Source organism: Tetragenococcus koreensis, assembly GCF_003795145.1.
Lineage (GTDB): Bacteria > Bacillota > Bacilli > Lactobacillales > Enterococcaceae > Tetragenococcus > Tetragenococcus koreensis.
Map to the genome: position 1 here is coordinate 1592730 of NZ_CP027786.1, position 16137 is coordinate 1608866.

The 16137-nt window shown below is 37.5% G+C and carries 12 protein-coding genes; 3 read left to right on the forward strand and 9 right to left on the reverse strand.

Translation table 11 applies throughout. The features are described 5' to 3' along the window. Positions 1 to 43: 43 nt before the first annotated feature. From C7K43_RS07555 to C7K43_RS07565, 3 genes are read right to left on the reverse strand one after another with little or no spacing between them, the layout of a single operon-like run. Positions 44 to 646: a DUF1054 domain-containing protein gene (locus tag C7K43_RS07555; protein ID WP_124006316.1), complete on the reverse strand. Its 603-nt coding sequence runs from the start codon at positions 644 to 646 to the stop codon at positions 44 to 46. Between the two features lie 20 nt (positions 647 to 666). Then, the gene (locus C7K43_RS07560; protein WP_124006317.1) at positions 667 to 1557 is read right to left on the reverse strand and encodes a metallophosphoesterase; all 891 of its coding nucleotides are present in this window, start codon (positions 1555 to 1557) and stop codon (positions 667 to 669) included. A 15-nt stretch (positions 1558 to 1572) separates the two neighbouring features. Continuing rightward, entirely contained in the window at positions 1573 to 2154 is a 582-nt protein-coding gene (locus C7K43_RS07565; RefSeq protein WP_124006318.1) for a GNAT family N-acetyltransferase, read from the reverse strand. A 124-nt stretch (positions 2155 to 2278) separates the two neighbouring features. Here C7K43_RS07565 and C7K43_RS07570 point away from each other — a divergent pair, with 124 nt between their 5' ends. After that, positions 2279 to 2728 carry a YueI family protein gene (locus tag C7K43_RS07570; protein WP_124006319.1) on the forward strand — a complete coding sequence of 150 codons (450 nt, stop codon included), beginning with the start codon at positions 2279 to 2281 and terminating at the stop codon, positions 2726 to 2728. 13 nt (positions 2729 to 2741) lie between these two features. After that, entirely contained in the window at positions 2742 to 3152 is a 411-nt protein-coding gene (locus C7K43_RS07575; protein ID WP_124006320.1) for a hypothetical protein, read from the forward strand. Between the two features lie 449 nt (positions 3153 to 3601). Here C7K43_RS07575 and gshAB read toward each other — a convergent pair whose 3' ends face one another. From gshAB to C7K43_RS07590, 3 genes are all read right to left on the reverse strand, one after another. Beyond that, positions 3602 to 5866: a bifunctional glutamate--cysteine ligase GshA/glutathione synthetase GshB gene (gene gshAB / locus C7K43_RS07580; RefSeq protein WP_124006321.1), complete on the reverse strand. Its 2265-nt coding sequence runs from the start codon at positions 5864 to 5866 to the stop codon at positions 3602 to 3604. A gap of 245 nt (positions 5867 to 6111) precedes the next feature. Next, positions 6112 to 7554 (reverse strand): 6-phospho-beta-glucosidase, encoded by a 1443-nt coding sequence (locus tag C7K43_RS07585; RefSeq protein WP_124006322.1) that lies wholly within the window; start codon positions 7552 to 7554, stop codon positions 6112 to 6114. 18 nt (positions 7555 to 7572) lie between these two features. After that, entirely contained in the window at positions 7573 to 9504 is a 1932-nt protein-coding gene (locus tag C7K43_RS07590) for a beta-glucoside-specific PTS transporter subunit IIABC (RefSeq protein ID WP_124006323.1), read from the reverse strand. Between the two features lie 128 nt (positions 9505 to 9632). Here C7K43_RS07590 and C7K43_RS07595 point away from each other — a divergent pair, with 128 nt between their 5' ends. After that, a complete protein-coding gene (locus tag C7K43_RS07595; protein ID WP_124006324.1) occupies positions 9633 to 10340 on the forward strand; it encodes a GntR family transcriptional regulator in 708 nt (235 codons plus the stop codon). 169 nt (positions 10341 to 10509) lie between these two features. Here C7K43_RS07595 and ftsY read toward each other — a convergent pair whose 3' ends face one another. Genes ftsY through smc form a run of 3 tightly spaced genes read right to left on the reverse strand, consistent with a single transcriptional unit; the run spans position 10510 to position 16133 of the window. Then, positions 10510 to 11694: a signal recognition particle-docking protein FtsY gene (gene ftsY, locus C7K43_RS07600; RefSeq protein ID WP_124006325.1), complete on the reverse strand. Its 1185-nt coding sequence runs from the start codon at positions 11692 to 11694 to the stop codon at positions 10510 to 10512. 42 nt (positions 11695 to 11736) lie between these two features. Beyond that, positions 11737 to 12546 (reverse strand): Cof-type HAD-IIB family hydrolase, encoded by an 810-nt coding sequence (locus C7K43_RS07605; RefSeq protein ID WP_124006326.1) that lies wholly within the window; start codon positions 12544 to 12546, stop codon positions 11737 to 11739. Next, positions 12543 to 16133: a chromosome segregation protein SMC gene (gene smc / locus C7K43_RS07610; protein WP_124006327.1), complete on the reverse strand. Its 3591-nt coding sequence runs from the start codon at positions 16131 to 16133 to the stop codon at positions 12543 to 12545. Before smc ends, C7K43_RS07605 begins: the two co-directional genes overlap by 4 nt. Between the last annotated feature and the right edge of the window lie 4 nt (positions 16134 to 16137).

Genomic DNA, 16137 nt, shown 5'->3' on the forward strand with positions numbered 1-16137 from the left:
AAAAAGCGTCAGCACTTTAACTATGTGTGCTGACGCTTTTTCATTAAAATTGTAATAGTTGGTAAACTGGCACCAGAAAACGATAAGTTGCTAGCATGTATTCTAACGCTTGTTCTGGGTCCTGCCATAAATGACTATCTTTGGCGATAATCCGTCCAACTTGAAACTCGCCTTTTTTCACCTTTTTTAAGCGTTCCAATGCCTGCTTGACATTTGCTTGTGCGATAAATTCGTAATTAGCCTTAGTATGATCTGTGTTCATTACGGTATCTTCTGGTAACTGAGTTAGCAAAAGACTATGCTGCAAAAGCTGTTGAGCTATTTGTTCTTTTTTTGGTGGCTGATCAATAATTGACAGATACATAAAAACGTAATCTGGCCAAATTCCCAATTGAAAATGGGGCTCCATTTTATAACCACGTTTCTTACTACTAATAGCTGACCAGGTATTTTCTGGTGGATAAACACTGCGTCTGCGATGTTGTGCAATATGGATAAATAACGGTTCATCAAGTTCTTTTTCTAAATCTTTTTTGATCCTTTCATCTATTGTTTTAAAAATGGGTTGGACTTCTTCACGGATAGCAGCCATCCGTTCATCTAAACCAGCAATATCAAAAACTGCAAAACTTTCTTGCGTAAACATAAAACTCTCCTACCTTTTGTTCAATAATCAAGTAAAACCATTCCCTGTTGAAGCTCATTTAGAATATAACGTTTTTTATATTCATTAAATGCCTGGGGATAGCGTTTCACAATCGTTCGTGCTTTTAGCGGATTAAAAGTTTCAGCTAAATGATTCGTTAAAATAAACGAGCGTGTTAAAAACCACTCATAATAGTAGCCAAATGGTCGGCAATGATACATCGTTTGTTGTAATTTTTGTTCGGTAAAGCGATGATGGGTATGTCCAAAAACAACTTGTTTAACGTTAGAAAATCCATCTAATACCTCGCCGAATTCTTTTGAACCCAAAAAAGCATTTAACTGATTCCAGCGTGCGTATTTTTCACTATGCTTAATAATAAACGTTTCTTTTGGCACAAAGTGAGTGCTCAAAATAATGTTTTTTGTATCAGGAACAGTGCTTAATGTTTCCTGCAAACGATAACAGAGCGCAGCAGTAATTTCTGGATCTGAACCCTGGCGTTCGATAAAACGATCATACCAATAAACTTGCTTTTTACGGCGATATTCTTTTTCGTCGGCGTGCGGAACAAAGCTGTAATCGTACCAACCGTTCATTCCAAAAAGAACTGTCGATTTTGTCAGCTCTTGTGTTTTAAAATTTAAAAAATGAGGATCATTAAAATCCTCAAAATCGGATTCAACATCGATATCAGCCATCTCATGGTTTCCCCAATGAAATGTTGTAGGTATCTTTTGATCAAAAAAATTGACGACCTCTAATGTCTTTGCCACTTTATTCGCTACATCACCTGCAAAATGAACATGCGTCACATTTAATTTTTCCAGATAGTCCCGTATAAGATATAATTCTTCATTAAACTGATTAATATCCGCGTGCAAATCTGATATTACTGCTAATTTTCCCAAAAAAGGTCCCTTCTTCTATTGCTTAAGCTTTTCCCACTGTGTCTTTGTTATACTGCGTGTAACTTCTGTAAACACTTGCCCTTTTAGCTGTCCTAAATTCCTTCTAGCCTCAGGTATAATACTATCAACTGTCATACCAATTTTTTCCATTACACGTCCTGAGTTAGCATTCCTTTTATCATGTGCTGCTTTAATTCGGACCAAATCTAAATCGGTAAAACCGAGAGTAAGCAACCGATGACAAGCTTCTGGTATGTAACCAAAGCCCCAATACTTTTTATTGATAATATACCCCAATTCGGCTACACCAATCTCCATCTCTACTCTAAGGTCGATTGTCCCGATCATCTTTTGTTGTTCTTTTAACTCAATGGCGAACTTACCTAATGGTTCTGCCATAAAATAATCGGCAATCGCAATTTTGGTGTCTTCTAACGTTTGATGCCTTCCAAAGACAAAGTGGGTTGTTTGGCTATCACGACTGTACTCATACATATCCTCTGCGTCTTCAAGCGTGACTGGTCGAAGGAATAGTCGTTTCGTTTCTAACAGATTATTTTTTGCCAAGATATAATTTTTATTCCCATTTTGCTCCACTAGCACCACCTACTTATTATAAATTATTCTTTATTATACGCAATTTCAAGAAATTGTGAAGCATTTTAAAAAAAGAAACCGCTTATGTTATAATAGGACTGACAACTTATCTAGGAGGACAACCATGGCTGACGAATTGCAAAATCATTTAGATAAAGGAATGTATGGTACCCCATCTGTAAATCCAGACGAACAAAGAAAATTTTTAGGAACTTTTCGTGAACGCGTCTATATTCGAATGACTATTCAGCAAATGAAGCAAGACAGCAATAAAAAAATTTTAGAAAACCATTTATCTGATTATCCTGATGCCAGCGTTTTAATCAATGGCAATGCCAGCGAAAGCGTCCAAAGCAGTTATATTCAAATAGCTATGAAAGCAAAACTAAAATTTACCGTGGTTGATAGTGATTTAAAAGGAGACGACGACAGTGGACTTCTAGTTGTTGCCAATAAAGCAGTAAATGAAGACACGATTGATATTGCAGAAAAATTTAATTCCGAAAACACTCAATCTCCACAAAGTACTAGTGAGAAAAAAGGGTTCTGGCACAAACTTTTTCATAATAATTAAGGAGGAGACGTCAATGAACACCCCGACATATGACCAGCTAAAAAAAGAGATGACCTTGGCACTAGATACGCACGTGGATATTTTAAAAGATGTAAGTGCGATTGATACTGAGCATCTAGAGGCTATCATGTTTATGATGCGCAGTTTCGGTTTCATGCTTGACCGTGCCCCGAAAGTATTATATGAAGAAGATTCGGAAGAAATGAATTTTTTGATGTTTCAGTACTATAGTTTATTAAGTGAATTAAAATACAATTTAGCTTTAAATTACTCCTATGCTAAAATCCAAGATCGTTCTTTGATAGAAATTGTCAATACGTTTCCTACTACTTATGAAAAAGAAATGAAACTATGGTGGGAAGAGCTAACTGGGTTGCATGTTGACGATAGTAAACAGACAAACCAAACACAAAAATTTGAATGACACAATACTACAAAGCAAAAATGAGACTTGCCGACACCTCGTATAAAATGGGATCAGCAAGTCTTTTTACTTTTTCTGTTGGCTGTTCCAATAACTGGAATTGTTCTCTCTAGTTTTGTCACAGCATCTATTCGAGCTAGCGTCGCCTTAACTCGCTTGACTCCGGATTTATTCACTTTCTTGGATAATGCTTTGTCATTTCTTTCTCTATCTTTCGCCTCTCGGATAACGCTTTGACTAGTTCTTTATTCATCTTGTCATTCTAGGAGAATGTTTTTCCATTTTTTTATCCGTCTTTTGCTATTTTCAAGCATTTTACGCTGGATTTATGCTATTTCAGCTTTTTTCGGATAGCATTTCGGCTTTCCTTTAACCATCTTTTTATTTTCAAAGAACGTTTTAGCGTTTCTTTCTCCATCTTGTGCTGTCTTCGCACGTTCCATCCAGATTTATTTCACAAAATCTGGATATAAAAGTTTGAGTATATCCATTGTTAAACGTCGACCTTTACCTTCATAGGGGTAGCAATGCATATGCATCATCGGATTAAAATTTGCTTCAATAATTCCATAAACGTTAGAAGCTTTAGCAGGTAGGTTAATATCTGTAACAATCATATCGATTCCACAGATTGTAGCTCCAAGCGCTTGCGCTACCTTAACTGCAACTTTTTTATAATCATCAGTAAAAGCACCTGTCATATCAATTGAATCGCCACCAGTAGACACATTCGAATTATCTCTAAGATAGATCGTCTCGTCTTTGTTTGGCACTGACTCCAACTTATACCCTTGTTCACGCAAAACTAATTGTTCACTTTGACCTAGCTGGATTTTTTCTAAAGGCGTGCGGTGGTTCTCCCCACGTAATGGATCATCATTTTTTTGGTCAACTAATTCCTTAATTGTGTGTTTACCATCACCGGTAACGTTAGCTGGGACTCGCAGCAAAATCGCCTTTACTTGATCGCCAACCACAAAAAAACGATACTCCGTACCTGGCAGAAACTCTTCAACTAAAACCGCATCGTCTTCTTTAAGCGCAGTATCTATAGCCTGTGTATATTCCTCTTCACTTGCTCCCTCTTTGAAAACCGTGATTCCTAAGCCGTAATTGGTGGACTTGGGTTTCACAACGATCCCCTTATCTCGAAATTCTTCATAACTTAAACTAGCTGTTTTTTTATCAGCAAATTCTTTTCCTTGAGGCACCCGAAAACCAGCACGTTGTAAAATTTTCTTAGTAACTGTTTTATTTTCCATAATTAAAGGTGTAATATAGGTATCTTTACTCGTCATATTGCCATTTTTAACGTATTCATTATGTTTTTGTACAGTTAATTTCAAAAATTGATCTTGTTCATCTAAGACTTCCACTTGAACTGCTTTTTGAATGGCGTCAAACATTAAAATTTGCGTTGAAAGTTCCATATTCGTAAATCCAGCCAACTGATAAGGCGCTTGCCAAGCTTTTTCATAATAGGACAGCCCTTGTTGAACCGCCAATTCTTTTTGAGATTTTTTCTGACTTTCTAAATAAATTCTTCCTGCCAAGGTTTTAGCTGGATCATTTAACATTTCTTCTAAATGATCAAAGATTTCAGTTGAAACAGCAAGATTGGTTTGCTCAACAAAGCCTCTCATCTCAACCAGTAGACGCTGCGCTTCATCATAACAAGCCGTTTGGGCTAAAGGTGATTCCAAGGCGATTAAATTATTCAGCTGCTCCCCTTGTTCAACCCAATCGTCTGCATCTGCTCCTTCGTCTGTCCATAATAAAAACAGCATAAAAATGTGTAGAAACTCTACTTCTTCTTCACTAATCCCATAAGGTTGGTAAGGGTCTAGATCAATATTGCGCAATTCGATATAACGAACAGGTTTATTGGCTAAATCAGCTACACTTTTGCCGCCTCTTAAACGTACAGATGCATAAAATTCTTTTTCCTCTGAAAGCTTTCCTTCTTCAACCATTTGTTGAATATCAGCTACATATTCTTCAATTGAACGATAGGTCACTTTTACATCTTCATGGTTTTTATAACCGTATTGACTATTACGAATACTGCGAACCGGTTCTTCTGGATGTTCGTGGCCGTTAAAGTAACGCGGACCACTTAGCGGTGATGCACCAAAGAAATAAGTAGTTAACCATCGATAGTGCAAATAATTTCGTGTAACTTTTAAATAGATATCCGTTTTAAATTGATAGTAGTTCATATACTCATCTTGTAGTTCAAACATTTTTCGAACCATTTCATCGTCGAACTCAAAGTTAAAATGAATACCGCTAACCATTTGTTTACGTCGACCATAAGACTTTGCAAGATAGCGACGATACAATACATCTTCAAAATTATCGAGTTTGGCAATCACGATGTCTTCTTCTGCTTTAGGTAATGCAGGCGGCATACTCATTGGCCATAACATCTCTTGGGGATTCATAGAACGATAAACCGTATCATGAATCGCTGCTAACCAGCGAAAAAGTTCAGGTACACTATTTGTGATTGGCGTCACTAATTCCATCTGTGTTTCAGCAAAATCAGTTTGAATATAGGGGTGAACACTCCGATTTCCTAACTTTTTAGGATAGTCTGTCGTTACCAGCTCACCAGACTTTGTCACTCGTTGACTTTCTTTTTCAATCCCGTACCGAGCTTTTAATAAATAAGGATATAAATGTTTATTGGTTAAAATTGGTTGGATATTCATAAGGTAGTCCTTTCTTCATAAAAAAATTTCTACCGCCATTATAGCAAATTACAAACAATGTGGCTTACTTTTTGTTCTCATATTTAACTACAAAATATAAAATTAAAAAACTAAAACCACGCAAATAAAACGTTAGAGATTTCTTTTTCATTTCACAAGTCTTATCTAATAAAATAGGATCCGCAAAAAAGCTGTCTACCCCAAAAAGATAGACAGCTAAAAATTTAACAACTTGAATTTTTATATTAATCTAGATTTTCACCATTGGTTTCAATCACTTTTTTATACCAGTCGAAAGAATCTTTTTTCGAACGTTCTAACGTTCCATTTCCTTCATTATCGCGATCGACATAAATCATACCGTAACGTTTTTTCATTTCACCTGTAGTAAACGAAACCAGGTCGATAACTCCCCAAGGCGTGTATCCCATTAACTCAACACCATCGTAGTTAACAGCTTTAATCATTTCTTGAATATGTTTACGTAAATAATCGATACGTTCAGGATCATGAATACTGCCATCTTCTTCCACTGTATCGACAGCTCCCAGGCCGTTTTCTACGATAAATAGTGGCACTTGGTATCTATCCCAAAAACGATTTAAGGTATACCGCAAACCTACTGGATCAATCGTCCAGCCCCAATCACTAGTTTCTAAATATGGATTTTCTACTTGATAAGGGATCTTACCATGTATATTTTCTTCCTCTTCATTTTCTCCAGTATTAATATCAACCGCATTAGACATATAATAGCTGAAACCTAAATAATCAACTTTACCATTGGCCAAAATTTCAGCATCGTCTTCTAAAATTGGAATATTTAACCCTTCGCGTTCAAATTCTTTTAACGCATAATTAGGATATTTTCCCCGCACTTGTACGTCTGGGAAGAAATAACGTAAATGCATTGATTCTTCCGCAAACATCACATTGTTAGGATCAGCGTTTAATGGATAAATTGGCACATGCGAAACCATCGCACCAATTTGGAAGCTAGGATTAATTTCTTTCCCTTTGGCTACAGCTATGGCGCTCGCTAGTAATGTATGGTGGGCTGCTGTATACATAACTTCTTTAGCATTTTCGCCTTCTTTCACCTGTACACCAACGTTGGTCCATAAGAAGATAGGATTCGTATAATCCATCATATTATTAATTTCATTAAAAGTCATCCAGTACTTCACTTTATCTTTATACCGTTTAAACACGACTTCTGCGAAACGAACAAATAGATCAACCACTTCACGATTTCTAAATCCACCATAATTTTTCGCTACATTTAATGGCATTTCAAAATGAGTCAGTGTAACAACGGGCTCAATGCCATATTTCAAGCATTCATCGAACAAATCATCGTAAAACTGTAGCCCCGCTTCATTAGGCTCCGCGTCATCCCCATTAGGAAAAATTCGCGTCCAATTAATGGATGTTCTAAACGCCTTGAGTCCCATTTCTGCAAATAATTTAACGTCTTCTTTGTAGCGATTATAAAAATCGATCGCTTCGTGATTTGGATAAAACTTATCCTGTTCAATAGTTTCGGTAATCTCACGCGCTTTATTCGGACCCCCGACTGTCATTACATCGGCAACGCTCGGCCCTTTGCCATCTTGCTTCCAACCGCCTTCGATCTGATGAGCAGCAACAGCGCCGCCCCATAAAAAGTCTTTTGGTAGTTTACTCATAATGTTCCTCCTAATTTCTTACTTAACAACTGTCATAATTTTATCACCTGGTGTTACGTGACGAGATTTTTCACTAGCTACTTGTTTAAAGTCATTCGTATTTGTCACGATAACAGGAGATACAACAGAATAACCTGCTTCTTTAATCGCTGCGACATCAAATGTGATCAACGCATCCCCTTGTTTGATCATTTGACCTTTTTCTACATGATTAGTAAAGTGTTTTCCTTCTAGTTGTACAGTGTCCATCCCAATATGAATTAATAATTCAATTCCATTTTCATCGGTTAAACCAATGGCGTGTTTGGTAGGGAAAACTGATGCAATTTTTCCATCAAAAGGCGCAACTAACTTCCCGTCTGTAGGAATAATCGCATCCCCTTGTCCCATAGCTTCTGATGAAAATACTTCATCTTCGAGGGCTGATAGCGGGATCAGTTCGCCATCTAGTGGGGAAGCAATGTCAATTTGCGTTCCTTCTACTAATTCTTCTTTGTCGTTTGCTTCAGCTTCTGCTTCAACTTCTTCAGCGGTCTCGTTAGTGCCACCGTTAGAGGATTCTGTTGCAATAGTGGCATCTGCTTCTTTGCCTAGCCCAAAAATAAAGGTCAAGACCGTTCCTACAACAAAAGAAACCGCCACACTAAACACATATTGTGGAATTGGCCCATAAGCGGGGATTGTTAAAACGCTATTGAAGGCATAGCTATACATTTCAGCGCCAAACAAACCAACTAAACCGCCACCTACTGCTGATGAAACAATTAAAATTGGAATCAAGCGGCGATAACGTAAAATAAAACCATATAAAATGGGTTCAGTTACACCTGCTACAATCCCAGAAACGGTTCCAGCAAGGGATAATGAACTTAAGTCTTTATTTTTCCGGTAACGTAGGAAAATACCAAAAGCAATCCCCATCTGTGCGAAAGTTGCACCAGCAGCCATCGCGTTTAATGGATCGCCACCACGAGCTAAGTTATCCAATTGGATCGGCGTAATCCCCCAATGCACTCCTAGCACAACCAGGAATGGCCATACAGCGGCAAAAACAACCCCGGTTAATACAGAAGACAAAGCTAATAGGGAAACTAAACCATTGGCGATCGCTTGGCTTAGGTATTGTGAGAACGGTCCGAAAATCAACGCAGTTAGTGGAACCATAATCAAAATTCCCATCATAGGAACAAAAAATAGTTGTATGGTATCTGGTGTATATTTTTTCAAAAATCTTTCTAATGGCGCATAAAAAGCTATTGCGACCAACATGGGGAAAACAGTTTGTGCATAATCAGAAATAATTAATGGAATCCCCATAAAATCTAAACTTTGGTTCACATCCATTAAAGAAGTAAAACTAGGGTCCAATAGGCCGGCTCCGATCACGCCACCAACGTACGGATTGACTTTTAAGAACTTAGCAGCTGAAATCCCAATAAAGACTGGGAAAAAGTAAAACAATCCATTAGAAGCAGCATCTAACACTGCATAAGTAGAACTTTCTTCACCTAACCAGTCAAACATTGTCAATACAGCTAAAATTGCCTTTATCATTCCTGAACCAGCTAGAGCTGGAATAAGTGGTGAGAACGTTCCCGAGATATATTCAAAAACAACGGCAATTGGATTTTTCGAACGAACCGATTTTTTAATTTCATCTGCACTTGTTTCAGCATCATTTCCATGATCGTCACCTGATTGAATATCATATTGGTTCATGATTTCTTGATAAACTTTAGCTACATGATTCCCAATCACGACTTGATATTGTCCACCGCTTTCAACAGCGGTTAAAACGCCCGGATTGTTTTTCAGCGCCTCTTCGTCTACTTTACTTGTATCTTTTAATTTAAAACGTAACCGTGTCGCACAATGTACCAGTGAATCAACATTTTCTTGACCACCAATGTGCTCGACAACAAATTTAGCGGTTTCTTTATTATCTGCCATTTTTTCCACTCCTTATTAAATTGTGACATAAACGAGTGTAACTGTATGGGTATAATTTGTCAATACCTACATAATTTACAGAAATATGTTATAATAAGCCAAAATCACACAGAAAAGAAGGTGAAAATTTGCCTAAGTATAAGGAAGTTGCGCAGAAAATTATTCAAAAAATTAATTCAAATGATATGAAACAAGGTGACAAATTAGCAAGTATTGAAGAATTGATGAAACAATTTGATGTGGGGAAAAATACGATTTTAAACGCTCTAACTGAACTCGAAAAACAAGCCTATATTTATCAAGTTCGAGGTAGTGGTAGCTTTGTTAGAAAACATAAGCGAGAAGGTTATATCAATATTACAGAAGTTAATGGTTTGAGAAACAATTTACAAGGGTTTCATTTAGACGCTAAATTGCTCGATTTAAAAGCTACCAAGCCAACCCATGAGGTCATGGCTAATTTAAATATAGCTGAAAACGAAGAGGTTTACTATGTTAAACGACTACGATCAATTGAAGGCCGAAAATTTTCCGTTGAAGAATCTTATTACCTAAAGTCAGTGGTGCCTTATTTAAATCAGCAAATCGTTGAAGATTCGATCTTTAACTACCTGATTGATGATTTAAAAATTGAACCTGGTTTTATTGACCATTTTTTACGTGTAGGTAAATTGAATAAGATCAATGCTGATCTATTAAACTTAGAACCAGGCGATCCAACAGTTTTACTTGAGTCCATTTTCTACTTAAAAAATGGTCAGCCTTTTGACTATTCTATCATTAATTATCATTATGAAGAATCACAGTTTTTTATCCAAGGAGCAAGTTATATATAAATTTGGAAAAGCAAACGACTTCTAAGGAAATCAAACGACCCTATTTCCGTCTCCTAATCCCGGCCTCCGCACCAAAAAGCTACGGGCTTACCTCATATGATTGATCGATAAAAAAGTTAATCTGAAATAAAAATAAGCCAAACGATCAAAAAACCGTTTGGCTTATTTTTTATTCTTCTTGTAAAAGTCCTTTAAATAAGCCTACTACAAAATCATTTGGATCAAAAACTTCTAAGTCATCAATACCTTCACCTAAGCCAGCTAATTTTACCGGCAGATGCAGTTCATTACGGATGGCTAATACAATCCCACCTTTGGCTGTCCCATCTAGTTTCGTCAATACTAAACCAGTAACGTCAGTGGTTTCTTTAAATTGTTTAGCTTGGTTCATTGCATTTTGCCCAGTTGTAGCATCCACGACTAATAATACTTCATGAGGAGCGTTAGGATCTTCACGCTTGATAACCCGTTTGATTTTATCTAGTTCATTCATTAAATTAACTTTATTTTGCAAGCGCCCGGCTGTATCAATCAATAAAACATCTGCTTGTTCTTCTTTGGCTTTGGTCATTGCATCAAAAACGACTGAAGCAGGGTCACTGCCTGTATTGCCATACACAACTTCAACGTCTGCACGTGCACCCCATTCAATCAATTGATCAATAGCCCCAGCCCGGAAGGTATCCGCAGCAGCCAGTAGTACTTTTTTGCCTTCTTGTTTGTATTGATGTGCAAGCTTTCCAATACTCGTCGTTTTACCTGTTCCATTTACACCTACGAACAAGAAGACAGACAAGCCGTTTGGCTGTTCGTTAAGCTCATTGACTTCTTTTTCTCCTTCTTCTTCGTAAAGGTCCACTAGTTTTTCAATAATAGTATTTTGTACAGCGGCAGGCTTCTTGGCATTTTTAATTTTCACTTCTTGCCGTAATTCGTCAGCAATCCGCATAGAGGTATCAAAGCCCACATCTGCACCAATCAAAGTATCTTCTACCTCTTCAAAAAAGTCCTCATCCACAGAGCGGAAATTAGCAAATAACTCGTTCATCCGGTCTTTAAAGGTTTTACGCGTTTTTTCTAGACCTTTTTCATATTTTTTCTGCGCATCAGCAGGTTCTGTTTCTTCTATTTCTTCTGCTTCTTCTAGCTGTTCATCAACTGAAATATCAGTGTCTGTAGAAATTTCTTCTGAAGTTTCTTCCGGTATTTCTTCTGATTCTGTTGACTCAGTTGACTCTTCGACCGGTTCGCTAGTCTGTTCCTCTTCTTCTACAGTTTCTTGAGCTGTATCTTCTGTTTTTTCTTCTTCTTTATCTTTTACAAAGGCATGTTTGATTTTATCAAAAAGTCCCATTTATGTTTCAACTCCTTTGTGTAAACTTCAAATGGTCTTCGCTTAGTTAAGTGCGTATTTTTCGACAACTTGAGCAACCCCGTCTTCATCATTGGAGGCTGTAATGATATTGGCTTTTTGTTTGACCTGAATTACAGCATTTTGCATTGCCACACCGTAGCCAGCGTACTCAATCATCGGTAAATCATTTTCTTCATCGCCAATTCCCATTACTTCTTCAGGGGAAAAAGCTAAATCTTTAGCTAAAGCAGCGATGCCAAATGCCTTAGTGATACCCTTAGGCATAAATTCTAATAAATTTCCGCGTGATTTAATCACTTCGTAGCGGTCCTTATAAACTTCAGGGATTTTAGCGATTTGCTCATCTAGGTAATCCTGATGGTACCCTACCACTGCTTTATTATACAAACGTTCCGCTGATAGTTCCTCAACAGAGGCTGCTTGAAAAGTTAAAAGTGGATTTAACTGCGGATAGATCGATAAATGTTGGGGTGAAGTCGGAAATGATAAAACAACTTCATCTGACAATACATCTAAAGGTAAGTCTAATTTTTCAGCTAAACCAATTAGATCCAAAACATCTTCTGGTTTCATCGCTGCTTTTTCAACGACTTCTCCTGTATCGTTCTTTTGCACTAAGCCACCATTGAAAGTAATACTGTAATCGCCCGTACCTTGCATATCTAACTCTTCTAAGTAAGGACGAATACCTGCTAGAGGCCGTCCGGTACAAATAACAACTTTGATCCCTTGTGCTCTAGCTTTTTGTAAGGCTTTTTTGTTTCTTGAAGAAATCTTTTTTTGTCCATCTAGTAACGTACCATCTAAATCAATGGCAATTAATTTAATCATGTCTTATCTTTCCCTTCAACTGCAATCTGACCGTTTTCAGCTACATCTTCCAAGCGAACCGAGACAATTTTAGAAACACCAGATTCTTCCATTGTAATGCCATATAAAACATTACAAGCTTCCATCGTTCCCTTACGGTGGGTTACAACGATAAACTGTGTATCATTATTAAATGTCTGTAAATAATTAGCAAACCGCAAGATATTCGCTTCATCCAGAGCTGCTTCCACTTCATCCAATACACAAAAAGGGACAGGTCGCACTTGAATAATGGAAAAAAGCAGAGCAATAGCGGTTAATGCCCGTTCGCCACCAGACAATAAGCTTAAGTTCTGTAATTTTTTCCCCGGCGGTTGAGCCTCAATCTCGACTCCTGTATTTAGTAAATCATTGGGATCAGTTAAAAATAACTCAGCTCGGCCTCCGCCAAACATATTAGGAAAAACGACTTTAAACTGTTCCCGAATTTTTTCAAAAATATCTTTAAAACGAACTTTTACCTCTTCGTCCATTTCATCCATCGTAGTAAATAATTGGTTTTTAGCAGTTAGTAAATCTTCTCTTTGCTTATGCAAAAAATCATAACGTTGGGCCACTTCTTCATATTGCTCGATGGCATTTAAGTTAACAGGCCCTAATTGCTCAATTTTACGACGTAAATGTTGAATCTGTTCTTTGGTTTCATTATTTCTTTCTACAGGTTCATAATCAAACTCTGCTTTTTCAAAAGTAATATGATATTCTTCTTGCAGATAATCAAGACGATGATCCAATAAATTTTCCTGACGATTTTTTTCTACTTCCACCGTCGTTTTTTCAGCTAATTTTCCTTTTTGCTGTTGATTTAATTGACTCAAATCCTCATCTTGTTCGTTGATTTCTTGATACAAACGATCGCGTTCTTCACGTTTATCCCGTAATTGTTCTTGCAACTCATCTTTTTTCTGAGTTAATGTCGCAACTTGTTTTTGCAAGGACTCCTCAGTAACTTCATGATCTGAAACATTTGAGGTTAAAGCATCCAATTGTTTGGTTAAAGTCTCTTTGCGCTGACTTTGTTCTGAAACAGTTTGCTCATTCGTTTGAATTTGTTGTTTAAGCGTACTTATCTGTTCTTTATTTACCGCAAGTTCCGCTTTTTTTTCGGATAGTTCTTGGCTAAGACTAGTTCGTCTTTTTTCTATCAAGTCATCTTGCTCATTTAATTCCTGCATTTCAGTTTGCAGTTGTTGTAACTGTTCTTCTACATTTTTTTGTTGTTCTGACAAAGTTTCTTTTTGCTCTTGATAGTCAGCAATAAAGTTTTGCACTTCTCGATTTTCAAATTCATAAATTTTTTGTTCTTTATTTAAGCGTTCAATTTCTTCCAACATGTGGTTTTTACGACTTTGCAGCTCTTGTTCTTCTAAGCGCGCTGTTTCCCCTTTTGTACGTAGGTTTTCGATTTCCTTTTGACAATCGGTCGCTTGTTGTTGAAATTGGGCGACTTGTTTTTCAATGGTTTGTAAGCGTTGATCGCTGCGTTGTGCTTGTTCTTTTAGCGTTTGTAATTCATTTGCTTGGCTAAACAAACTCCCTTGATTACCACGCTTAGTCGCACCCCCGGTCATAGAACCGCCCGCATTCATCACATCACCACTTAAAGAAACCACCCGATAACGAAATTGTACAGCTCGTGCAATTTCATTTGCGCTTTGCAAATCTTGGGCGATTAAAGTCGTTCCTAGTAGATTTTGGATGATGGCAGAATATTCTGCTGAAAAATCGATTAGCTGGCTGGCCACACCGATAAAACCAGACACATTTTGTGCTTGATTCGACGCTGCTGCAGACAATTGTCTTGGCTTAATTGTCGTCATTGGCAAAAAAGTTGCCCTTCCAGCACGACGTTGTTTTAAGAAAGTTATCCCATCTCTGGCTGCTGCTTCATTTTCCACCACAATATGCTGCGCTTGTGCACCCAACGCGGTTTCAATAGCTAAAGTATAATCTGATGGGACTTCAATTAACTCGGCCACAGCGCCTTTTATCCCTGACAGCTCGTTTTGCTGTTGCAACACGACCCGCACTCCTTGATAAAAGCCAGAATAGTTTTCTTGAATATCCTGTAAACTTTTTATCCGAGCTTTAATCTGACGTGTCTCATCCATTAATTGGTACATCTTATTTTGTGCATTTTCGTATTGTTTTTGATATGAACGTTGCTTTTCTTGCAGCTGGTCAAATTGCCTTTTTTGTTCAGACAATGTGCTTTGCAACTGTTCAAGCTGGGTTGTAACTTCAGTCACAGCTTGTTGTTTTTGTTCATAATCTTGATTAGTGTTCTCTTGTTTTTCTAAGGACGTTTGGTTTTTAGCCATCTCTTGTGTGTATTGTCGCTCAAGATATTTCAGCTCATTTCCAATGTTCGCTTGTTCTTGCATCTGATCCACATATTTTGCACGTAACTCTTCAATTAATTCTTTGGTTGATTTTTGGTATTTTTGCAATTCTGTTTGCGCTTGTTCTATTTCTTTTTCAATAGTTTGAACAAGTCCATTTTTTTGCGATAATTTTTCAACCAAATCAGTTTTTTCTGCTTCCAAAGCAGTGAGTTTTTCTTTTACTTCAGCTAAATTTTCCTGATACTCTTGTGCACTTTTTTGGGTATGCTTCGATCGTTCCTGCAAGACTTCTTGCTGACCTTCGGCTTGTTTCAAAGCTTCAACCAAAGAAACTTGGGTTTGATTATTTTTTTCTAACCACTGGTCCAGTTGACTGCGACTTAAGCGTTGTTCTTGCAAGCGAGCTTCTTTTTGTTGAATCGTTTGCGCGATAGTTGTTAGCTCTGTATTCAGGCTTTCTAGTTGCTCTGCTGCTTGTCCAAAAGCGATCTTTGCCTCTTTCATTTCGGCAACAGTGTAAGCCACGTCAATTTTGGTAAATTCTTCTTTCAACGCTAAATATTGCTTAGCAGTCGCGCTTTGTTCTTTTAGTGGCGCCATTTGGTCTTCTAATTCATAGACAATGTCTTGGACCCGACTTAAATTATCTTCGGTTTCAAAAAGCTTTTGTTCTGCTTGTTTCTTACGTTGTTTATATTTTAAGACACCCGCGGCTTCTTCAAAAATCCCCCGTCGGTCTTGTGGTTTACTGGCAAATATGGCTTCAACTTTTCCTTGTGATATAATAGAAAAAGATTCTTTTCCCAGTCCTGAGTCCATAAATAACTCTTGGATATCTTTTAGACGACAAGCTTGTTTATTCAAAAAGAATTCACTTTCGCCTGTCCGATGTAAGCGCCGTACAACACTCACTTCACTATAATCTACTGGTAGATAATGATCTGAATTATCTAATACAACAGTCACTTCACTAATATTTAATGGTTTACGTGAATCCGAGCCAGCAAAGATCACATCAGGCATCTTTCCACCACGTAAATTACGAGCAGATTGTTCGCCTAATACCCAGCGTACAGCTTCAGTTATATTACTTTTTCCGCTGCCGTTTGGACCGACAATGCCGGTTATACTATTCTCAAAGTCGATCACTGTACGGTCAGCAAATGATTTAAAACCGGCTAGTTCGATTTTTTTTAAATACACCTAT